Origin of the sequence: Streptomyces sp. NBC_00158 (assembly GCF_045160885.1) — a bacterium.
GTDB lineage: Bacteria > Actinomycetota > Actinomycetes > Streptomycetales > Streptomycetaceae > Streptomyces.
Window position 1 is genome coordinate 2,078,954 of the sequence record NZ_CP108161.1, and the last position, 20,193, is coordinate 2,099,146.

At 72.7% G+C, this 20,193-nt stretch carries 16 protein-coding genes; 8 read left to right on the forward strand and 8 right to left on the reverse strand.

Features of this window, described 5'->3' with window-relative positions; all coding sequences use genetic code 11:
• The first annotated feature begins 24 nt into the window (after window positions 1–24).
• Both glgX and OG553_RS09200 read left to right on the forward strand, forming a co-directional pair.
• On the forward strand, window positions 25–2,298 hold the full coding sequence (glgX, locus tag OG553_RS09195) for a glycogen debranching protein GlgX (RefSeq protein WP_405978515.1): 2,274 nt from the start codon (window positions 25–27) through the stop codon (window positions 2,296–2,298).
• A gap of 139 nt (window positions 2,299–2,437) precedes the next feature.
• Window positions 2,438–3,160, forward strand: coding sequence for a CDP-alcohol phosphatidyltransferase family protein (locus tag OG553_RS09200; protein WP_405978516.1), 723 nt, complete (start codon window positions 2,438–2,440; stop codon window positions 3,158–3,160).
• On the opposite strand, the gene OG553_RS09205 is transcribed toward OG553_RS09200, so the two are convergent.
• Entirely contained in the window at window positions 3,141–3,635 is a 495-nt protein-coding gene (locus tag OG553_RS09205) for an adenylyltransferase/cytidyltransferase family protein (protein ID WP_405978517.1), read from the reverse strand. The two genes, OG553_RS09200 and OG553_RS09205, sit on opposite strands and share 20 nt — an antisense overlap.
• 171 nt (window positions 3,636–3,806) lie before the next feature.
• Here OG553_RS09205 and OG553_RS09210 point away from each other — a divergent pair, with 171 nt between their 5' ends.
• Genes OG553_RS09210 through OG553_RS09220 form a run of 3 tightly spaced genes read left to right on the forward strand, consistent with a single transcriptional unit; the run spans window position 3,807 to window position 7,923 of the window.
• Complete coding sequence (locus OG553_RS09210; protein ID WP_405982999.1) at window positions 3,807–5,012, forward strand: glycosyltransferase; 1,206 nt, start codon at window positions 3,807–3,809, stop codon at window positions 5,010–5,012.
• Window positions 5,009–6,715, forward strand: coding sequence for a lipopolysaccharide biosynthesis protein (locus OG553_RS09215; RefSeq protein WP_405978518.1), 1,707 nt, complete (start codon window positions 5,009–5,011; stop codon window positions 6,713–6,715). The genes OG553_RS09210 and OG553_RS09215 overlap by 4 nt, the downstream gene beginning before the upstream one ends.
• Window positions 6,712–7,923, forward strand: a complete 1,212-nt coding sequence (locus OG553_RS09220; RefSeq protein WP_405978519.1) for a hypothetical protein — start codon at window positions 6,712–6,714, stop codon at window positions 7,921–7,923. The genes OG553_RS09215 and OG553_RS09220 overlap by 4 nt, the downstream gene beginning before the upstream one ends.
• 70 nt (window positions 7,924–7,993) lie before the next feature.
• Here the strand turns inward: OG553_RS09220 and OG553_RS09225 are convergent, their stop codons facing one another.
• The gene (locus OG553_RS09225) at window positions 7,994–8,563 is read right to left on the reverse strand and encodes a hypothetical protein (protein ID WP_405978520.1); all 570 of its coding nucleotides are present in this window, start codon (window positions 8,561–8,563) and stop codon (window positions 7,994–7,996) included.
• 245 nt (window positions 8,564–8,808) lie between these two features.
• The gene (locus OG553_RS09230; RefSeq protein WP_405978521.1) at window positions 8,809–10,329 is read right to left on the reverse strand and encodes a hypothetical protein; all 1,521 of its coding nucleotides are present in this window, start codon (window positions 10,327–10,329) and stop codon (window positions 8,809–8,811) included.
• A gap of 96 nt (window positions 10,330–10,425) precedes the next feature.
• Between OG553_RS09230 and OG553_RS09235 the strand changes: the two genes are divergently transcribed.
• Together OG553_RS09235 and OG553_RS09240 are read left to right on the forward strand one after the other, a co-directional pair.
• Entirely contained in the window at window positions 10,426–10,965 is a 540-nt protein-coding gene (locus OG553_RS09235; RefSeq protein WP_405978522.1) for a WcaF family extracellular polysaccharide biosynthesis acetyltransferase, read from the forward strand.
• Entirely contained in the window at window positions 10,962–12,080 is a 1,119-nt protein-coding gene (locus OG553_RS09240) for a glycosyltransferase (RefSeq protein ID WP_405978523.1), read from the forward strand. The genes OG553_RS09235 and OG553_RS09240 overlap by 4 nt, the downstream gene beginning before the upstream one ends.
• 4 nt (window positions 12,081–12,084) lie before the next feature.
• On the opposite strand, the gene OG553_RS09245 is transcribed toward OG553_RS09240, so the two are convergent.
• The 4 genes from OG553_RS09245 to gmd form a co-directional block, all read right to left on the reverse strand.
• Window positions 12,085–12,300 (reverse strand): DUF6458 family protein, encoded by a 216-nt coding sequence (locus tag OG553_RS09245; RefSeq protein WP_405978524.1) that lies wholly within the window; start codon window positions 12,298–12,300, stop codon window positions 12,085–12,087.
• A 70-nt stretch (window positions 12,301–12,370) separates the two neighbouring features.
• Window positions 12,371–13,063: a hypothetical protein gene (locus OG553_RS09250; RefSeq protein ID WP_405978525.1), complete on the reverse strand. Its 693-nt coding sequence runs from the start codon at window positions 13,061–13,063 to the stop codon at window positions 12,371–12,373.
• Window positions 13,064–13,138: 75 nt separating this feature from the next.
• The gene (locus tag OG553_RS09255; protein ID WP_405978526.1) at window positions 13,139–15,913 is read right to left on the reverse strand and encodes a LamG-like jellyroll fold domain-containing protein; all 2,775 of its coding nucleotides are present in this window, start codon (window positions 15,911–15,913) and stop codon (window positions 13,139–13,141) included.
• Window positions 15,914–16,169: 256 nt separating this feature from the next.
• Complete coding sequence (gmd, locus tag OG553_RS09260) at window positions 16,170–17,183, reverse strand: GDP-mannose 4,6-dehydratase (protein WP_405978527.1); 1,014 nt, start codon at window positions 17,181–17,183, stop codon at window positions 16,170–16,172.
• Between the two features lie 282 nt (window positions 17,184–17,465).
• Between gmd and OG553_RS09265 the strand changes: the two genes are divergently transcribed.
• Complete coding sequence (locus OG553_RS09265; RefSeq protein WP_405978528.1) at window positions 17,466–18,410, forward strand: GDP-L-fucose synthase family protein; 945 nt, start codon at window positions 17,466–17,468, stop codon at window positions 18,408–18,410.
• Window positions 18,411–18,427: 17 nt separating this feature from the next.
• Here OG553_RS09265 and OG553_RS09270 read toward each other — a convergent pair whose 3' ends face one another.
• Complete coding sequence (locus OG553_RS09270) at window positions 18,428–19,915, reverse strand: exopolysaccharide biosynthesis polyprenyl glycosylphosphotransferase (RefSeq protein WP_405978529.1); 1,488 nt, start codon at window positions 19,913–19,915, stop codon at window positions 18,428–18,430.
• Window positions 19,916–20,193: the final 278 nt, after the last annotated feature.

The following is a 20,193-nucleotide window of genomic DNA, read 5'->3' on the forward strand; positions in this document are numbered from 1 at the left end:
ACCCAGGAGCCGTGGAGGCGGGCAGTGTCGAGCGCAGCCGAGCAAGAGGCGGTGGACGCCGCCGGCAGTGATGCCGGCCGGGCCGTCGAGGGGATGGACGCCGTACGGGAACGGGTCCAGGCGAAGGTGTTACGGGCGGCCGCGCACCCGCCGCCACCGGTGTGGCCGGGTTCCTCGCACCCGCTGGGGGCCCGCTACCACGCGGGGCCGGCCGGAGTGGAGGGCACCAACTTCGCGCTCTGGGCCCAGGGCGCGGAGGCGGTGGAGCTGTGCCTGTTCGACGCCCTCGGGGCGGAGACGCGCTGCACCCTGACCGAGCTGACGCACGAGATCTGGCACGGGTTCGTACCGGGTGTGCGGCCCGGTCAGCGGTACGGCTTCCGGGTGCACGGGCGCTGGGACCCCTGGACGGGCGCCCGGTACAACCCGGCGAAGCTGCTGCTGGACCCGTACGCGCGTGCCGTCGACGGCGATTTCTCGCTGCCGCCGGAGGTGTACGGGCACGTGCGGGACTGGCCGCAGCAGTACATCGCGGACACGGTGCGCGACGACCGGGACTCGGCCCCGTACGTCCCGAAGGGGGTGGTCGTCCACGATGACGACGACTGGTCGGACGACGTCCGGCCGAAGACGCCCTGGGCCGACACGGTGATCTACGAGCTGCACGTGCGCGGGTTCACGATGCGCCATCCGGGTGTTCCCGAGGAGCTGCGCGGCACGTACGCGGGGCTGGCCCATCCGGCGGCGGTGGAGCACCTGAAGACCCTGGGCGTGACGGCGGTGGAGCTGCTGCCGGTGCACCAGTTCGCGCACGAGGACCACCTGCTGCGGCGGGGCCTGCGCAACTACTGGGGGTACAACTCGGTGGGGTACTTCGCCCCGCACGCCGGGTACTCCGCCAGCGGGACGGCGGGGCAGCAGGTCGGCGAGTTCAAGCGGATGGTGAAGGCCCTGCACGCGGCGGGCATCGAGGTCATCCTCGACGTGGTCTACAACCACACGGCGGAGGCCGGTGAGCTGGGGCCGACGCTGTCGCTGCGCGGGATCGACAACCGGGGCTACTACCGGCTCCAGTCCGACCAGCGCCGCTACGCCGACTACACCGGCTGCGGGAACACCCTGCACGCCGGGCGCCCGCACGTGCTGAGGCTGATCACGGACTCGCTGCGGTACTGGGTGACCGAGATGGGGGTGGACGGCTTCCGCTTCGACCTGGCGGCGGCGCTGGCCCGCTCGATGCACGACGTGGACATGCTGTCGCCGTTCCTCGCGGTGATCGCCCAGGACCCGGTGCTGCGGCGGGTCAAGCTGATCGCGGAGCCGTGGGACGTGGGCTCGGGCGGGTACCAGGTGGGGGCGTTCCCCCCGCTGTGGACGGAGTGGAACGACCGGTACCGGGACGCGGTGCGGGATTTCTGGCGGGGTGCGCTGCCCGACGTACGGGACCTGGGGTACCGGCTGTCGGGCTCCAGCGACCTGTACGCGTGGGGCGGGCGGCGTCCGTACGCCTCGGTGAACTTCGTGACCGCCCACGACGGGTTCACCCTGCGCGACCTGGTGTCGTACGAGCGCAAGCACAACGAGGCCAACGGGGAGGCCAACCGGGACGGCACCAACGACAACCGGTCCTGGAACTGCGGCGCCGAGGGCGAGGACGGCGATCCGCGGACCGGGGCGCTGCGGCGGCGGCAGCTGCGCAACCTGCTGACGACGCTGCTGCTGTCGACGGGGGTGCCGATGCTGGTGGCGGGGGACGAGTTCGGGCGCACGCAGGGCGGCAACAACAACGCGTACTGTCAGGACAACGAGACGGGGTGGGTGGACTGGTCCCTGCTGTCCGACCCGGAGTGGAGCGGTCTGTTCGCGCTGGCCCGGCGGCTGGTCGCGCTGCGCCAGGCGCATCCGGTGCTGCGCCGGCGGGCGTTCTTCTCGGGGCGGGCGCAGGGCGCGGACGGGCTGCGGGACCTGGCCTGGTTCACCCCGGCGGGTGCGGAGATGACGGAGCGGGACTGGTACGCGCCGGCCGCCGCCCTGGGCCTGTACCTGTCGGGGCGGGACATCCCGGGCCGGGACGAGCGGGGCCGCCAGGTGACGGACGACAGCTTCCTCGCGCTGCTGCACGCCGGGGACCGGCCGGTGGAGTGGGTGCTGCCGGGGCCGCCGTGGGCGGCGGCGTACGAGCTGGTGCTGGACACCTCGCGGGAGTCCCAGGAGGCTCCGCCGGGGACGCGGCACCGGGGCGGGGAGCCGCTGACGGTCCCGGCCAGGTCGGTGCTGCTGCTGCGGGTGGTGAACTGAGGAGGACGGTTGCTTCCGTGAGTTGACCGATCCGGAGCGGAACCTTTCGTTCCCCCTGCGATGATGTGCCCTTCCCGTGAACGCACGAACATGTGAACGCGGGAACACATGACCACACGGACAGGGCAGGGGCAGGCGCATGGGGAACTTCGGGACCGCGCTCCGGGAACTGCGGGGGGCGCAGAAGTCGGCGAAGGGGGTGTCGCTCTACTCCCGGTTCGTCAACCGGCCGGCCGGCCGGTACCTGGCCGCCGGGTCGTACGCGCTCGGCCTGACGCCCAACCAGGTCACCCTGATCAGCGCGGCGTTCAGCTTCGTGGCCGTCGCCGCGGTCGCGCTGGCCGCCCCCTCCTGGGGGCTGGGGATCGCCGTCTGGGCTGCGCTCGCGGTCGGCTTCGCCTTCGACTCGGCCGACGGCCAGCTCGCCCGGCTGCGCGGCGGCGGGAGCGCGGCGGGCGAGTGGCTCGACCACGTGGTGGACGCCGCCAAGCTGACCGCGCTGCACGCCTGCGTGCTCATCGCCTTCCACCGCTTCCCCAAGGCGTACGGGACCGGCTCGGAGGGCTGGCTGCTGGTGCCGCTCGTCTTCCAGTTCGCCGCCGTCGTCACCTTCTTCGGCGGCCTGCTGACCGAGAAGCTCAAGCCGAAGCCCGCCCCGGGCAGCCCGGCCGCCACCCCCTCGACCCTGCGCGCGGTGGCCCTGCTGCCCGTGGACTACGGGGTGTTCTGCCTGGTGTTCCTGATGCTGGGCGGCGGTGCGCTGTTCCGCTGGGCGTACGCGGGCCTGGGTGCGGTCGCCGTCCTGTTCCTCGCGGCGTTCCTGGCCAAGTGGTTCCGCGAGCTCAGCGCCGTTCGGCGGTGAGCTGCTCCGGCAGCGGCGGGTGCGCGGGCTGGGCGAGGGCGTCCAGGGCCCGGCGCAGCTGGGTGCTGGAGGTGTGCACGGTGTACGGGAAGTAGACGACGTCGACCCCGTGGGCGGCGAAGTCCCGTTCCAGCTTGTCCCCCTTGGGGGTGCCGCGCCAGTCGTCGCCCTTGAAGATGACGTCGAAGCGGACCTGCTTCCAGGTCTCCACCTTGTCCGGAACCGTCTCCACGAAGGCGGCGTCGACGTACTTGACGCTGCGGACGATCTCCAGCCGCTCGACGAGCGGGATCATCGGGCGGCGCCCCTTGGCCAGTTCGGCCATCTCGTCCGAGACCACTCCGGCCACCAGGTAGTCGCACCGGCTGCGGGCGTGGCGCAGGATGTTCAGGTGTCCTATGTGGAACAGGTCGTAGGCACCGGGGGCGTAGCCCACCCGGTACGGCCTGCGTGCGGACGGCACAGGATCGGTCATGTCGTGCTCCGTCATCGGTTACCCCCAGCGGCCGCACCCCCCGGTGCGGCGATTAGCCGACAATAGCGTGCGCGTTCCACACCCCGCCGGGTGAACGAATAGGGTGACGTGCGCATCATCCAGGGGAGAAGGGGACGTTCAGTGTCCACATCCGGTCACCGGCGCCTGCTGCTGGTTTCCACCAACTACGCCCCGGAGCATGCGGGCATCGGCCCGTACGCCACCCAGATCGCGGAGCACTGGGCGAGTACCGGCCACGACGCGCACGTTCTGGCGGGCATGCCGCACTACCCGGCCTGGTCGGTCGAGCCGGAGTACAAGGGGAAGCTGCGGCACACCGAGGAGCGCGCGGGGGTCACCGTGCACCGGCGGGCGCACACCGTGCCGCCCCGTCAGACCGCCGTCAGGCGCGCCCTCTTTGAAGGATCGATTCTGCTGCACGGTGCCGTGGCCCCGCCCCGGATGCCGAAGCCCGACCTGGTCATGGCGCAGATGCCGAGCCTCGCCGGCGGGGTGACGGCCGCACGGCTCGCGGCCCGCTGGAAGGTGCCGTTCGTACCCGTCGTACAGGACCTGATGGGCGCCGCGGCCGCGCAGAGCGGCATCAGCGGCGGGGACAAGGCGGCCGCGATCGCCGCGCGCGCCGAGGCGTACGCCCTCAAGCGGGCCACCCTGGTCGGCGTCATCCACGAGACGTTCGTGGACCGGGTGGTGGCGATGGGCGTGGACCCGGAGAAGATCCGCCTCGTCCCCAACTGGTCGCACGTGGCCAAGCCCACCAAGCCGCGCGGGGAGACCCGCCGGCACCTGGGGTGGGCGCCCGGCCAGACCGTCGTCCTGCACTCCGGGAACATGGGCCTCAAGCAGGGCCTCGAAGTCCTCGTCGGCGCCGCCCGCCTGGACCCGCGGGTCCGCTTCGTCCTCATGGGCGACGGCAGCCAGCGCGCGGCCCTCGCGGACATGGCCGCCGACGTCCCGAACCTGGACATCATCCCGCCCGCCTCCGACGGCGGGTTCCCGGACGTCCTAGCCGCCGCGGACGTCCTCGCGGTCACGCAGCACGCCGCCGTGCTGGACATGAGCGTGCCGTCCAAGCTCACCTCGTACTTCCAGGCCGGCCGCCCCGTCGTCGCCTCCGTCGCCTCGCAGGGCGGCACCGCGCAGGAGGTGCGCCGTTCGGGCGCCGGGGTGCTGGTACCGCCGGAGGACCCCGAGGCGCTGCTGGAGGCCGTCCGGTCCCTGGCCGAGGACCCCGCGGGCGCCGACGCCCTCGGGGCGGCCGGGCCCGTCCACGTGGCGGCCCACCTGAGCCGCGAGGCGGGCCTCGCCCGCATCGACGCACTGATCGACGAAGCACTCGGGGGGAACCGGCCGTGACCGAGACGAACCGCCCGGCGACGACCCCCGCCGAGGACGAACCCGATCTCCTCCGGGACCAGTTCAAGCAGCTCCTGCGCTACCGCAGGCTCCTCGGCGCCGGCGTGGCCGTCGGCCTGCTGGGCGGCGTCTACCTCGGCGTCTCCACGGCGGACACCTACGTGTCCGTCGCGGACGTGGTGCTGCGCGCGCCCACCGACGACCCGTTCAACCCGAGCCTGGCCCCCGACAAGGCCATCAACATCGGCTCGGAGCGGCAGGTCGCGCTCTCCAGCTCCATAGCCGAGCAGGCCGCGAAGAACCTCGGCGTCGCCGCCAAGGACCTCCCGGCGCTCCGCTCCGGACTCCAGGTGACCAACCCGCCGCAGACGATGGTGCTGCGCTTCACCTACACCGCCGCCTCCCCCGAGGAGGCCGCCAAGCGCGCCAACGGCATGGCCGCCGCCTACCTGCTCAAGCGGCAGGAGGCCCTCGACGTCACCCGCGACAAGATGGTCAAGGGGTACGAGGCCCAGCGCGACCCCGTCGCCAAGCAGCTCGACGAGGTCGCCCGGCAGATCAACAACATGCCGGCCGGCACCGCCCGCGACGCCTCCCTCTCCTCGCGCACCGACCTCCAGAACAAGGTCAACACCCTCAACAGCAACATCGCCAAGCTCCAGGCCCTGGACATGACCCCGGGCCGGGTCACCAGCGCCGCCGCCCCGCCCTCCGCACCCGACGGGCCCGGCGTCCCCATGTCCCTCGCCCTCGGCGCGGCCGTGGGCCTGGCCCTCGGCCTGCTCGCCGCGTGGGTCCGGCTGGTCTTCGACCCGGCCCCGCGCTCCGAGGGCGACGTGGCCCGGTCCCTGCGCGCGCCCGTACTGGGCTACCTGCCCCGGGACCGGACCGGCGGCGGCCCGCTCCTCGCGGCCGGGGAGGCCGACCCGCGGCTCGCCGAGGAGTACCGCTCGGTGGCGTTCCGGCTCGCCTACGACGCCCGGTTCGCCGACCGGCGCCGGCTGCTGGTGGTCGCCCCGCGCGGCAGCAGCGAGACGGCCGCCGCCGTGGCCGTGAACCTGGCCGCCTCCTTCGCCGAGACCGGCAAGGACGTGCTGCTCATCGAGGCCGACCTGCGCACCCCGGTCCTGGCCAGCCAGCTGCCGACCGACACCGACGACCGGCCGCGCTGGAGCGCGGGGGCGGGCGGCGGCGCGGCCGCCGACTCCGACTGGCCCGCCGGGCGGCGGCTGATCGTGGACGCCGCCGAGTCCGGCGACTTCGACCTGATCCCCGGCGACCGGGTGCGCAACGTGCCCCGCGCGCTGACCTCCGCGCGCACCAGCCGGCTGATCTCCGAGGCCGACGACCCCAACTCCACCGTCGTGGTGCTCGCGCCGCCCGTGCTGTCGTACGCCGACGCGCTCGCCCTCGTCGACCGCGTCGACGGCGTCCTCGTCGTCTGCGACCCGCGCGCCGTGCACCGCAGCGACCTGGCCCGGATCCGCGAGCTGATCAGCGGCGCCGGCGGGACCGTGCTGGGCGCGGTGCTGCACGCCCCGCTGCCCACCGGGAAGCGCGGCTCCAAGGCCGGTGCGCCGGCCGGACCCGGACCTGACGCGGCGCCCCCGTCCGCCGGCGCGGCCGCCGGGGACGCGGAGTCCGCCCCGGGCGACGGGAGCGACACGGTGGCGCTGCGCACGGTCCGCACGGGCCAGAGGTGAGCCGGCGGGGGCTCGCCGCGGTCTCCTCGGTCCTGGACCAGGCCGCCTCCAGCGCCACGAACATCCTGGTGCTGGTGCTGGCCGCCCGGCTGTCGTCGGCGTCGGGGTTCGCCGCGTTCTCGATGGTCTACGTGGCCTTCAGCGTGCTGCTCGGGCTCAACATGTCCTACGTCGGGCAGACCGTGGTGCTGGAGAAGGGCGAGGGGCTCGGGCGGGTCTGCCGCTCCTCCGTACTGTTCACGGCCGCCGCCTCGGCCGCGGCCGGGCTCGTCCTGGCCGCGGCGGGCCTCGCGGTGCCCGGGGACGCCGGGTGGGCGCTGCTCGCGCTGGGCCTCGTACTCCCGCCGGTCCTCGTACAGGACGGGCTGCGCTACTGCTTCTCCGCCCTGCGGGTGCCCGAGCGGGCGCTGGCCGCGGACTCGCTGCGGCTGGTGTGCGTGGTCGCGGCGCTGGCCGTACAGCCGCAGGGGGTCTCCGCGGGCCGGCTGGTGCTGGTGTGGGGGCTGTCCGCGCTGCCCGCGCTGGGGCTGGGGCTGTGGCTGCTGCGGCCGTTCGTCCGCGGGGGCCGCGGTGACCTGCGGCCCTATCTGCGGCGCGGGCACCTCGGGCAGCGCTTCGTGGTCGAGTTCGCCGTGGGCAACGGCTCCAGCCAGCTGGCGGTGCTCGGGCTCGGGGCGTTCGCGACTCCGCTCGCCGTCGGTGCGCTGCGCGGCGCCAGCACCCTCTTCGGCCCGCTGAACGTGCTGTTCAACTCGGCCGGCGCCTTCGGGCCGCCGGTGGTCGGCCGGGCCTCCGGCAAGCGCGGCGTGGTCCGGCTGACCCTGCTGGCGGGGGCCGTCCTCGCGGTGCTGGGCGGGGGCTGGGCGGCGGTGCTGTACGCGCTGCCGGACCGGCTGGGCCGGGAGCTGCTCGGCGACACCTGGCCGGCCGCCGCCGCGCTGCTGCCCGCCACGGGTGCGCAGTACGCGGTCATGGGCCTGGGCACCTGCGCCCTGCTCACGCTGCGCGTGCTCCGGCCGAAGGCCACCCTCTCGCTCCAGGTGGTGTTCTCGCTGCTGTCGGTGGCCCTGCTGCTGGGCGGGTACGCCGTGTGGGGCGTGGCGGGCGCCGCCTGGGGCCTGGCCCTGGGCTCCGCCGCGAAGGCCGCCGCCGGGTGGCTGCGGGTGGCCCGGCTGAAGGTTCCGGCGGAGGCCGCGGCCGCCGCCTGAGGAGCACGGGAGCGGGCCCGGGACGGTGATCGTCCCGGGCCCGCCGTGTGTCTGGATAAGGGGTGCCGGATCAGTTGTAGGTGCCGGTGATCGAGACGCCGGTCCGGGTGCCGGGGACGCCGGTCAGGTCGACCGGGGCCGCCGGGGACCAGGTGCCGTTCACCGCGCGGATGGTGTGCAGGACCCGGCCGTCGGTGGTCACGAAGGCCGCCTGGAGCTCGTTGTTCACCTGCGCCGCCGCCACGTCCGTGACCGTCACGCCCGAGGGGACGACGGAGGAGAGGTCGTTCAGGACCCACTGCCCGCTCGCGAAACGGGCCCCGTGGTAGCGCTTGGCACCGCCCTCGGTGGTCACCACCAGCTGGAGGTCACCGCCCGTGCCCGCCACCGCGACGTCGTCGACGCCGGTCACGCCGGTCTCGGCGGAGGCGTCGCCCCAGCCCGTCCAGGTGCCGTCGGCGTGCCGGACCGTGTGGAAGAGGGTGCCGCCGGAGACGGCCTCCCACTGGGCGACCTTGTCCCAGGTCGCCACGCTGGCGGCCGAGGCCGGGGCGGTGCCCAGGGACAGGAGCACGGAGGAGCTGACGGCAACGGTGGCGGTGACGGACGCGAGCGTGGTGAGCCGACGGCGAGCAGGCATGGCAATCCCCCAGATTTCAGACGCAGATGGGCCGCGTGTGCGCACTCGCACTGACCCGTGATGACGTGGCGCTCCAGGTGTGCGCCCATCGGCGCCGGCCCGGTTTCCCCCCCGGCGCCCCACTGCTGCGATGTTGAGAGGATCATGTCTTCCGGGCCCCGGGGTGTTCCAGGGGTTCGGGGTGGCACGGAGGTGCCTGGCCCCCTGCGGCCACGAAGGGCCGCACGGGTGCGCGGTGCGCCGCGTCAGCGCAGCGTGGTGGCCTTGTCCTGGCGGTACGTGGCCACGAGCGCGAGGCACATCGCGGCGATCGCGACCCGGCCGGAGGCCTGGAGCAGTGGACCGCGCAGCAGGATGAAGGAGTACCCGGCGACCAGCGGGACCACCACGGAGATCAGGCTGCCCGGGGCGGAGCGGCGCGTGGCACGCTTCGCGTAGCGGCGGTCGACGCGCGCGGCGGCGTAACCGATGCCCAGCAGGCCGGCGCCCATGCCCAGCGGGCCGAAGTCCAGCCAGAGTTCGGCCCAGATCGGGGAGGAGAGGTTGGTGTTGACCGTGCCCATCCACTGGCCGACCATCACGCCCGTGTCGCGCGGCTTGCCCGGCCACACCGAGCGGGGCACCGCGAAGAAGACGGATCCGGCGAGCTGGCGCCCGTAGAAGTGGCCGGGGCCGGAGTTGGAGAAGGTGATGGTGTTGGCGAACATCCCGATCTGGTCGTAGTCCTTGAGCGCCATCGGCTCCAGGAACGAGGTCGTCTCGACGGGCTTGTAGTTCTTCTCGTCGTAGCGGAAGCGGTCCGCGAAGGGGAAGACGAGGAGGGCGACCACGACCGCCATCGACAGCGCCACCCGGTACATGGCGGCGCTCACCGGGAAGACCGTGAACAGCAGCGCGAACAGGACGGTCAGGAACCAGTAGCGCGGGTTGGACACCGGGTTGTTGACGATCACGTTGAGCACCGCCAGCGCCGCCCACGTGGCGATCACCGACATCCTGCGGCGGGCGAACTTCGAGGTGATCAGCCACCGCGTGTACAGCAGCAGCGCGAGCAGTGCGGGCACGGTGCCGAAGCCGCGCAGCAGGGCCTGGCCGGCCTGGCCGTCACCGTTGGACACGCCCGCCTCCTGGATGCCGGCGATGATCTCCTGCCGGCTGGAGAAGAAGACGGCGGGGCCTCCGAGTTTGACGATGAAGGCCGCGCTGCCCAGGAAGGCGAGGACGGTCAGAAGCTGGAGCCTGCGCCGGTGGGCCATGACCGGCCGGGGTTCCTTCTGGGAGCCGCCCGCCCGTCCCGCGGGCCGGTGGCGGGCGAGCAGTACTCCGACGTCGAAGGCGGTGCAGCCGAGCAGGACCAGCCCGATGGCGAGGGTGAGGTCGGAGCGGGGCCCGACGACGGGGGTGGGGACCCGGCCGAGGACGGCCTGGGCGAGCGGGGCCACGCCCATGGCCATGTAGACGAAGAGCCAGAAGGAGCCCTGGAGCAGTTTGCGGCGGCTGGTCAGGACCATCGCGGAGAGCCGGGCGCCCGCGTACATGGTGAGCAGCAGCTGCAGCCAGTAGGCGGCGTCGCGCTGGCCGTCGCCGGGCTGGACGGCGACGAGGAGGGGGAGGAAGACGCTGAACCCGAGGGCGAGCGGAACGGACAGCGCGCGGGAGAGCAGGGTGCGCGGGGTGGTGACCCTCCCCCACTGGGACTCGTCCTCGGCGGGCGGCGGCGGTACCGGAACCGGCTTCACGGTGGGCTTGCGTATGTCCGTGGCCACTGTTGCCCCCACCCCTGTGCGTGATCAGCGGGCAGTCTAGTCTGAGCGTTCGGCGCCCGGGGAGGCGCGCCCGGGGTGGACGACGAGGGGCTTCTGTTGCGCGATCTTCCTGCCTTCACACTGGCCGGATACGACAAGGGGCGCGGGTTTCTGACGCAGGCTCTGTGGTTCGCCGTGATGAACACCCTCTTCATGTCGTGGTTCTGCCCTTCCCGGCTGCGCGTGGCGCTGCTGCGGGCCTTCGGGGCGGAGATCGGCGAGGGGGTGCTGATCCGGCACAAGGTGCGCGTGCTGTGGCCGTGGAAGCTGGAGGTCGGCGACCACACGTGGATCGGCGAGGGCGCCTGGCTGCTCAACCTGGAGCCGGTGACCATCGGTTCGCACGTGTGCCTGTCGCAGGAATCGATGCTGTGCACCGGCTCGCACGACCACCGGGCCGCCGACTTCCGCTACCGCAACGCCCCGATCACCGTCGAGGACGGCGCGTGGGTGGCCGTACGGGCGACCGTGCTGGCGGGCGTGACCGTGGGCCGGTGCGCCGTGGCGGGCGCGGGCGCGGTGGTCCACAAGGACCTGCCCGAACTGACCCTGCAGACCCAGGACGGCAGCCGCCGCCCGGTGGAGGAGCCGAAGTGAAGGTCCTGCACGCGGTAACGCTCCACTCCCCCTCGCACGCCTTCGGCGGCCCGGTGCGGGTGGCCCTGAACCTGGCCAAGGGGCTGCGGGCGCGCGGCCACGAGGCGCGCCTCCTCGCCCTGGGCGAGGGCTTCGACCCGTGGCCGACGTCGGTGGAGGGCGTCCCGGCGAAGCTGTTCCCGGCCCGCCGCATCCTCCCGCTCGGCTTCAGCGGGATGACCTCGCCCGCGCTGCTGGCCTCGGCGTCGCGGCTGGTGCGGGAGGCGGACGTGGTCCACGTCCACCTGGCCCGCGACCTGGTGACCCTCCCCCTCGCCCTGGCTGCCCTGCGCGCGGGCAAGCCGCTGGTCCTCCAGACCCACGGCATGGTGGACCCGAGCGGGAAGCTCCTGGCGAAGGTCCTGGACGCGGTGGCGGTGCGCCGCCTGCTGCGCGGCGCGGACGCCGTGCTGTACCTGACCCCGCACGAGCGGGAAGGGCTGAACGCCGTCGTGGGCTCGCCCCTGGCCGGTGCCGTCCGCCTGGTGAACGGCACCCCGGCCCAGGAGGAGCGCCCGCCGCTGTCCGGCCCGCCCCGCATCCTCTACTCGGCCCGGCTCCAGGCCCGCAAGCGCCCGGTGGACTTCGTGGACGCCGCTCCGGCGGTCCTGGAGGCCCACCCGGACGCGGAGTTCGTGGTGGCCGGCCCGGACGAGGGCGAGCTGGCGGCGGTCCGGGCCCGGATCACCGCCCTGGGCCTCACCGACCGCTTCACGGTGCCGGGCGCCCTGTCCGCGGCCGAGGTCCTCACCGAGCTCCGGCGCGCGCACGTCTACGTACTGCCCTCGGTGGACGAGCCGTTCCCCATGTCGGTCCTGGAGGCCCTCGCGGTGGGCGTCCCCCCGGTGGTCACCCACTCCAACGGCCTGGCCCGCGAGATAGCGTCGGCGGGCGCGGGCCGCACGGTGGACCCGGGCCCGGCCCCGGTGGCAGAGGCGGTCCTGGCCCTCCTCGACCCGTGGAACAACCCCGCCGCGTCGAAGGCAGCCCGCGAACTGGCCGCCACCGCCTTCTCGATGGACGCGGTACTGGACACCCTGCTGCCCGTCTACGAGGGCGCGGCCTCACGCCGCTGAGGGCTCAGATCACGTCCCGGTGGTGTTCCTCCACCACCGGGAGGGCGGCCGTGCGGCGGCGCTTGAGGACGCTGGCGTAGACCGCGAGACCGATGCCTCCCGCCACCATCATGATCAGGCCGACGAGGTCGAGGTCGACGCTCTCCAGCTCCCAGTCGCTGGCGAAGGTGAGGACGGCCCCCACCACGATCAGGGTGATGCAACCGCCGATGCCGCGCATGCGAATCGCCTCCGCTGTGTCGTGTGACGGCGCGGGTACCCGGAAGGTGGGGGCGGAAACGCGGTCGGGGCTAGGCCGGGAGCCAGGCGTAGCAGCCCGTCGAGGTGAACTGGTCGGTGCCGGGCGGGATGGTGGCCGTGATCCTGTCTCCCTGCTTGGGCGGGGCTTCCGGGCCCGAGGCGAGGACGGAGCCGTCCTTGGACTTCGCCTCCCAGGTGCACGTGGTGCTCTGGGTGGCGGCCCGGTAGGTGCCGGGGGCCGGGGCGGGGCGGGTGCCGTCGGCGAAGCCCTTCTGGGCCGCGTCGAGGACCGGCTTCTGTTCCGGGCAGAGGAAGGTGATCGCGTCCTTCGCGCCGGTGACCTCGCCGGAGACGATCGACGCGGCCGCCGCGTCCTTGTCCCGCTTGGCGGTGCGCTCCACCCGCTGGCAGGTCTCCTGGCCGGTCTGGAGGACGGCGGCCGGGTCCGTCTTCTCGGGGACGCGTCCGCTCAGGTACTTCTTCTCGTTCTCCTTGAAGCTGCCCGTCTTGGGGATCAGCTTCGCGTCCGGGAGGACCGGGCCCGTCGGCTTCGCGTCGGGGGACGCCGGGGTGGTGGGCGCCGTCGTGGCGTCCGCCGGGTCCGGGGCCGGGGAGGCGGCCGGGGGCTTCGGGGTGGCGGCGGCCCGCGCGGAGTCGGCCTTGCCGTCGTCCGCGGAACTGCAGCCGGTCAGCGTGAGGGCGGCGGCGAGCAGGACGGCGGCCGCCGCGGGGCGTCGGTACATCAGGTGGCTCCCGTACGTGGGGAGGAGCACGGGGCCCGGCACGTCCGGTGCCGGGCCCCGTGTTCCGTCAGGCGGTTACTTCTGGCCGAAGGTGAGGACCAGCTGCGGAGCGGCGTCCGCGGCGGTCGACTCCGAGGACCAGATCCACAGCGGGTCGGTGCCCGCGCTGGTCAGGCCGAGGCCGTAGCTGCTGCCCAGCACCGCGGAGACCGCGGCGGTGTCCAGTTCGACGTTCTGGATGGCCGAGCCGTCCGGCACGCCCGTGATGCTGCCGAGCGGGGTGGTGCCGAGGGCGGGCTTGGTGTTGAACGTCGTGGCGTCGCCGCTCCAGCTGCCGGTGACCGGGACCACGGAGACGGTGTCGGCTGTGCCGGCGCCGGTCTGCGTGGAGGTCTTGAACTGGAGGGAGGCGGCCTTCAGGACCTGCCCGGCCGGGGCGGCCGGGAGGGTGAAGCGCAGGTACGTCTCGTACGCCGAGGTGCCGCGCACCGCGAGCGAGGACGAGGTGCCGTAGGAGGTGCCCGGGGCGCCCTGGTTGACGTAGGTGTCCTCGGACGCGGTGACCTTGGAGACCGTGTCGGTCGGGGCCTTGGCCAGGTCGAAGTGGGACTTGACCTGGGCCTGGGTGAGCGCCGACGGGTAGACGGCGGTCTCGTCGAGCTGGCCGGCGAAGAAGTTGCTCGTCGGGCGGTTCGGCCAGCTGTTGAGGTTGTCCCCGCCCACGTGCCAGTAGCCGGCGTACGGGGTGGAGTTGGTGGCGCTGTTGGTGCCCTTGTTCTGGCCGTCGACGTAGAGGGTCATGCCGCCGGGGCCCTGGGTGCCGACGACGTGGTGCCACTTGTTGTCGTTGTACGTCTCGAACAGGCCGGTGGTGATGGTCCGGGCCGAGCCGTTGTAGACGCCGAAGGCGAGGCGGCCGGTGTTGGTCATGTACAGCTGCTTGTCGTACGAGCCGCTGCTGTTGACCGTGTTGTTGCCGAAGCCGATCAGCTTGCCGCCGCGCGTGGTGTTGGTCTTGAACCACGTCTCGATGGTGAAGCTGGCGCCGACGAACTGCCGGTGGTCGCTGTGGACCTGCTGGCTGGTGCCGTTGAAGCCCATGGCCGTGCTGGTGCCGCTGACGGCGCCGGGGCTCTGGCGCAGGGCCGGGGCGTTGACCTGGACGCCGCCGGTGTTGCCACCGTTGGAGGAGTCCGCGACGTACGGGCTGACGGTGTCGTCGTAGCGCCAGTACAGGTTGGCGCCGTCGGCGCGGACCTTCTCCGGGTACGCCGCCGCGGTGGTCGGGACGGTCGCGGAGACGCTCGCCGAGAGGGCGCTGGTGTTGCCGGCGGCGTCGGTGGCGCTCACCCGGTAGCTGTAGGACTGGCCGGCCTTGGCGGTGGTGTCGTTCCAGGACGCCTGCGGCCGCTCGAACTCCAGGGAGTCGGCGGTCACGGTGGCGATCGGGGTGGCCGAACCGTTGCGGTAGATCCGGTACGTCAGCTTGCTGTCGTCCTGGTCGTAGCTGGTGCGCCAGCGGACCTGGACCTCGCCGGGCTTGACGCTGGCGGCGCTGGCGACCGGGGTGGTCGGCGCGCCGACGTCGCCGGTGTTGGCGAAGCGGGTCAGGCCCTGCTGGGGCTGGCCGTTGATGAGCGTGAACTCACCGCCCGCCCAAAGGTACTTGACGCCGTTCTTCTCTGCGACGGACATGACGCGCGGGCCGATGCCCTCGCCGATGCCGTCGTTGGCGGTGGGGTGCCAGCCGAGCTTGCGCGGGCCGCGCACGAAGCCGTCCACGGGCGCGGGGGCTGCGCCGGTGTGGTCGGTGGACTGGGCGAGGAAGAAGTTCCGCTTGCCGTCGGGGAACTCCAGCTCGCTGGAGCAGTCGTGTGCGTGCGAGGAGCTGTAGAGGACCCCGTCGTACGGCAGCACGTACTGGGTGGCGCCGAGGCAGCGGTCGCGCCACTTCTCGCTGAAGTCGGTGTTCAGGCCGATGCGGCCGTCGAAGACGCCGCCGCCGGAGCCCTCGTTGCCGGTGTAGTAGCCCGTCGCGTCGGCCGAGATGTGCTTGACGACCGAGTTGGAGGGGATGTTCGAGTACGTCTTGGCGACCGCACCCGTGGTGGCGTTGACGACGGCCAGGGCGTGCGTGTTGGCGCCGTTGACGGAGAAGAAGTCGCCGCCGAGCAGGACGTTCTTGCCGTCGTTGCTGACCTTGACCGCACGGCCGGGCTCGTCCGCGTTGGCGGTCCAGGGCTTGAGGGCGCCGGAGGCGGCGTCGACCGCGGCGAACCGCTCGCGGGTCTGGCCCTCGACGGCGGCGAAGTCGCCCGCGACGTACAGCGTGTCGTCGGTGACGTCGAGCGCGCGCACGGTGGCGGGCACACCCGGGTGGAAGGCGCCCTTGGGGGTGCAGGTCTCGATGTCGATCGCCGCGAGGCTGGAGACCGGGGTGCCGTTGACGGCGCCGAAGTAGCCGCCCGCGTACAGGGTCTTCTTGTCCTTGGAGACGGCCAGCGCCCGGACGGTCGCGCTGCCGTCGCCGACGGTGAAGGCCAGCTTGCAGGAGGTGGGGTTGCCCGTCGCGGCGTCCAGCGCCACGAAGTTGACCGCTTCCTGCTCGGCGCCGCCGACGGCGTCGGGCGGGCGGACCGCCGAGAAGGTGCCGCCGGCGAAGACGGTGCCGTTCGCCTGCTCCATGGCGAAGACGACGCCGTTCGGCTGCCAGGTGGGCAGCTCGTCGGCGGTGAAGGCCACCGGCGGTGTGATGGCGGATGCCTCGGGCATCAGCACCAGGCCGAGGCCCGTGCCGGCACCGGCCAGTGACAGTGCGAGGGCAGCACTCAGCCCTCTGGATCTACGCATGAGCCCCCCAGGGCCGTTGGCCCGGTTTGATGGCTGGAACTATCCGAACAGCCGTATGTACTGGCGCAGACTAGGGCTCACGCGAGGACCCGGTCACCTCTCTTGACCCATTGCATACCAACTTGGAATCAACGGAGTTCAGGCTGGAGGGTGCGCCGTGGACGTACGGCGGGTGCGCGCCCGGCCACGCCCGTACGGAGCCCTGAGCTCGTAGGGATGACCGGGACACGGCAAATCGTAGGCGAAGGCGGGAGCCTCAGCGGTCGATCCGGACGTTGGCGCCCGCCAGTTGGTCCTCGACCTGACGGATGTCGGCGTCCACCATGATCTGCGCCAGCTCGGGCACCAGGACCGTCGGCTTCCAGCCAAGGATCTCCCGCGCCTTGGAGGCATCGCCGATGAGGGCGTCGACCTCGCTGGGGCGCTCGTACTTGGGGTCGTAGCGGACGTGGTCGGTCCAGTCCAGGCCGGCGTGCGCGAAGGAGGACTCGACGAAGTCCCTTACGGTGGCGGCGACTCCGGTGGCCACCACGTAGTCCGTCGGCTCGTCCTGCTGGAGCATGCGCCACATCGCGTCGACGTACTCGGGCGCGTAGCCCCAGTCGCGGACGGCGTCGAGGTTGCCGAGGTAGAGGTGGTCCTGGAGACCCGCCTTGATCCGGGCGACCGCGCGGGTGATCTTCCGGGTCACGAAGGTCTCGCCGCGGCGCGGGGACTCGTGGTTGAAGAGGATCCCGTTGACGGCGAACATCCCGTAGGCCTCGCGGTAGTTGACCGTGGTCCAGTACGCGAAGACCTTGGCGCCGCCGTACGGGCTGCGCGGGTGGAAGGGGGTGTCCTCGTTCTGCGGGGGCGGGGTCGAGCCGTACATCTCGGAGGACGAGGCCTGGTAGATGCGGGTGTCGACGCCGCTGGCCCGGATGGCCTCCAGCAGTCGCAGCGCGCCGAGTCCGGTCACGTCGCCCGTGTAGAGGGGCGCGTCGAAGGAGACGCGGACGTGGGACTGGGCGCCGAGGTTGTAGACCTCGTCGGGGCGTATGTCGCGCAGCAGGTTCACCAGGGCGACGCCGTCGGAGAGGTCGGCGTGGTGCAGGACGAAGGAACGATTCGCCGTCTGCGGGTCCTGGTAAATGTGGTCGATCCGCTCCGTGTTGAAGCTGGAGGACCGCCGCACGAGCCCGTGCACCGTGTAGCCCTTGGAGAGCAGGAGCTCTGCGAGGTACGAGCCGTCCTGTCCGGTGACGCCGGTGATCAGTGCGGTCTTGCCCATGTGGTGTCCCCCTGGGGTCCGTTGCTGTTCTGATGTGCTCCGGCCGCTGGCTCGGCCGGTCTCTTGATGTACGCCCCCGGCCCGGCGCGCGGGGCCCCCCGACGGCCCTGCGCCATTCCGGCGGGCGGCGGGCCAGGCCCGCCCGTCCCTGGTCCGGGACTGGATGCGTACCGTACACGCCCACTCCGCATGAACCAGCGCCGCAGCGGCAACCCGGCGGGATGGACGCCGGGTCCGGGCTCCCCGGAAACCCGCGGCCGGCGGACTGGCATGATCGGCGGTATGACAAGCACCCCGCCCCTCCTGCCCCCGCACGCCCGCGTCTTCGTCGCCGGACACCGCGGCCTCGTGGGGTCCGCGGTCGCGCGCCGCCTCACCGCCGACGGCCACGAGGTGCTCACCCGCGGCCGCGCCGACCTCGATCTGCGCGACGCGGCCGCGACGGAGGCGTACCTGCGCGACGTCCGCCCGGACGCGGTGGTGCTGGCCGCCGCCAAGGTCGGCGGGATCATGGCCAACAGCACGTACCCCGTGCAGTTCCTGGAGGACAACCTCAGGATCCAGCTCAGCGTCATCGCCGGCGCGCACGCGGCCGGAGTGGGCCGCCTGCTGTTCCTCGGCTCCTCCTGCATCTACCCGAAGCTGGCCCCGCAGCCCATCACCGAGGACGCCCTGCTCACGGGCCCGCTGGAGCCGACCAACGAGGCGTACGCCCTCGCGAAGATCGCCGGCATCGTGCAGGTCCAGTCGTACCGCAAGCAGTACGGGGCCTCGTACGTCTCGGCCATGCCCACGAACCTCTACGGACCGGGCGACAACTTCGACCTCCAGTCCTCGCACGTGCTGCCGGCGCTGATCCGCCGCTTCCACGAGGCGGCGGTGGAGGGCCGGGACGAGGTCGCGCTGTGGGGCAGCGGCACCCCGCGCCGGGAGTTCCTGCACGTGGACGACCTGGCGGCCGCCTGCGCGGTCCTGCTGGAGCGCTACGACGGCGACGAGCCGGTCAACATCGGCTGCGGCGAGGACCTCACCATCAAGGAGCTGGCCGAGACGGTCGCCGAGGTCACCGGCTTCCGGGGCCGGCTGGCCTGGGACACGTCCAAGCCGGACGGGACCCCGCGCAAGCTGCTCGACGTGTCCCGTCTGACCTCGCTGGGCTGGAAGCCGGGCATCGGGCTGCGGGACGGCATCGCCTCCACCTACCGCTGGTGGCTCGACCAGGGCTGACGTCACGCCGTGGCCCCTCAGTACGCTCCGCGGCCGTCGACCACGGCGCGGAGCGTACGGCCCATGACGTCGACATCGCTGGTGAAGGACCAGTTGTCCACGTACTGCAGATCGAGCTGAATCGTTTCGTCCCAGGACAGGTCCGACCGTCCGCTGATCTGCCACAGGCCGGTCATCCCGGGCCGTACGGTGAGCCGGCGCAGTTCGACCTCGTCGTACTCCGCCACCTCCTCGGGCAGCGGGGGGCGGGGGCCGACCAGTGACATGCTGCCCGTCAGCACGTTGACCAGCTGGGGCAGTTCGTCCAGCGAGGTGCGGCGCAGCAGCCGGCCCACCCGGGTCACGCGGGGGTCGCGGCGCATCTTGAACATCAGGCCGTCGTTCTCGTTGGCCCCCGCCAGTTCGGCCTTGAGGCGGTCGGCGCCGGTGACCATCGTGCGGAACTTCCACATGACGAAGGGGACCCCGTCGCGCCCGATGCGCCGCTGGCTGTAGAAGGCGGGCCCCTTCGAGCCGAGGCGGATGGCCAGGACGAGGCCGAGGAACAGCGGCGACAGCAGGAGCAGCCCGAGGGCGGCCCCCGCCCGGTCGAGGACCGTCTTGAGCAGGGGCTGCACCCCCCGTCGCACGGGCGGCGCGACCCGCAGCACGGCGAGTCCGCCCGCGGACAGGGTCTCCAGCCGTTTGACGGATATCTCCACCAGCCCGGGGAAGACGGCCAGTTCGAGGCCCTCGTCGTGCAGGGCCCAGGCCACCCGCCGCAGCCGCTCCCCCGCGAACCGCGCCCCGGGCGCCACCAGCACCAGATCGGCGTCGTGGCGGCGGACGGCGCGCAGCACGGCGGCGGCGTCCCGGTTCGGGGCCTTGGGCATCGAGGCGTCCAGCCTGGCAGCGACCGGCATCCCGCCGACGAGCGGGCCGCCGCCGACCGGGACGGTGCCGACGACGACGTACGGGTGGTCGGTGCGCGCGGCAAGGTGTGCGATGACGTGCTCGGCGGCGGCGGGCTCGCCGACGACCAGCACCCGGCTGACGGCCTGCACCTCGCGCCGGGCGGCGGACAGGTGGCGGTACGTCAGTTTGTGGCAGGCGACGGTGACGAGGAGCGCGGGCAGCAGCGCGCCGAGGGCGGCGAGGCGGGGTGTCTCCTCGGCCGTCACCACGCGGACGACGGCCAGGACACCGATGAGAATCAGCCAGTCGTGCAGTACGGGGAGCACTCCGCGGGACTCTCCGAGCACCCGGGCCGCGTAGCGTCGGCGCAGCGCCTGCACGCCGGTCCAGGCGAGGGCCGCGCCGGCCGCGCAGTACAGGGGCCTGGCCTGCCCGGCGGCGTCGAAGACCAGGCCGACGGGCACGGCGGCGCCGACGAGGTCGGCGGTCACGGCCGCGGGCAGGTACCACCGCGCCTTGTCGCCGAGCCGCCGCACCGGGGCGCCGGCCGGCCCGTCGGGCCCGGCCGCCTCGGAGGCCACTCTTTGCTCAGGAAAATGGACATGCCTCATGGGCCCCCCTGGCACGTGGTCTGTGTCGGTGCCACTTGTCCACTGCTTCCCCTGGCAGCGAACACATGTCGCACCGGGAAACAGTACGACAAACACCCGTACGGTAAATGCCGTTCGTGTTAACGGGACCTCTTGTTGCCCAAGTGTTAACAGCCGGTAGCAACCGTTCCACCCGCCGGATCGGCTCCTCCCACACAAAGGTGAATGGTTCGGATACCGGATACGTATCTTCGGACAACGGACTGTTTCCGGCCAACCTTTTGATGTGGCCCTGACAT

Excerpts from the sequence above, each read along its gene's own strand:
- OG553_RS09200 (WP_405978516.1), top strand. The coding sequence starts at position 2,438 with ATGGGGAACTTCGGGACCGCGCTCCGGGAACTGCGGGGGGCGCAGAAG.
- OG553_RS09205 (WP_405978517.1), bottom strand. The coding sequence starts at position 3,635 with ATGACCGATCCTGTGCCGTCCGCACGCAGGCCGTACCGGGTGGGCTAC.
- OG553_RS09225 (WP_405978520.1), bottom strand. The coding sequence starts at position 8,563 with ATGCCTGCTCGCCGTCGGCTCACCACGCTCGCGTCCGTCACCGCCACC.
- OG553_RS09245 (WP_405978524.1), bottom strand. The coding sequence starts at position 12,300 with ATGCGCGGCATCGGCGGTTGCATCACCCTGATCGTGGTGGGGGCCGTC.
- OG553_RS09250 (WP_405978525.1), bottom strand. The coding sequence starts at position 13,063 with ATGTACCGACGCCCCGCGGCGGCCGCCGTCCTGCTCGCCGCCGCCCTC.
- OG553_RS09255 (WP_405978526.1), bottom strand. The coding sequence starts at position 15,913 with ATGCGTAGATCCAGAGGGCTGAGTGCTGCCCTCGCACTGTCACTGGCC.
- gmd (WP_405978527.1), bottom strand. The coding sequence starts at position 17,183 with ATGGGCAAGACCGCACTGATCACCGGCGTCACCGGACAGGACGGCTCG.
- OG553_RS09265 (WP_405978528.1), top strand. The coding sequence starts at position 17,466 with ATGACAAGCACCCCGCCCCTCCTGCCCCCGCACGCCCGCGTCTTCGTC.
- OG553_RS09270 (WP_405978529.1), bottom strand. The coding sequence starts at position 19,915 with ATGAGGCATGTCCATTTTCCTGAGCAAAGAGTGGCCTCCGAGGCGGCC.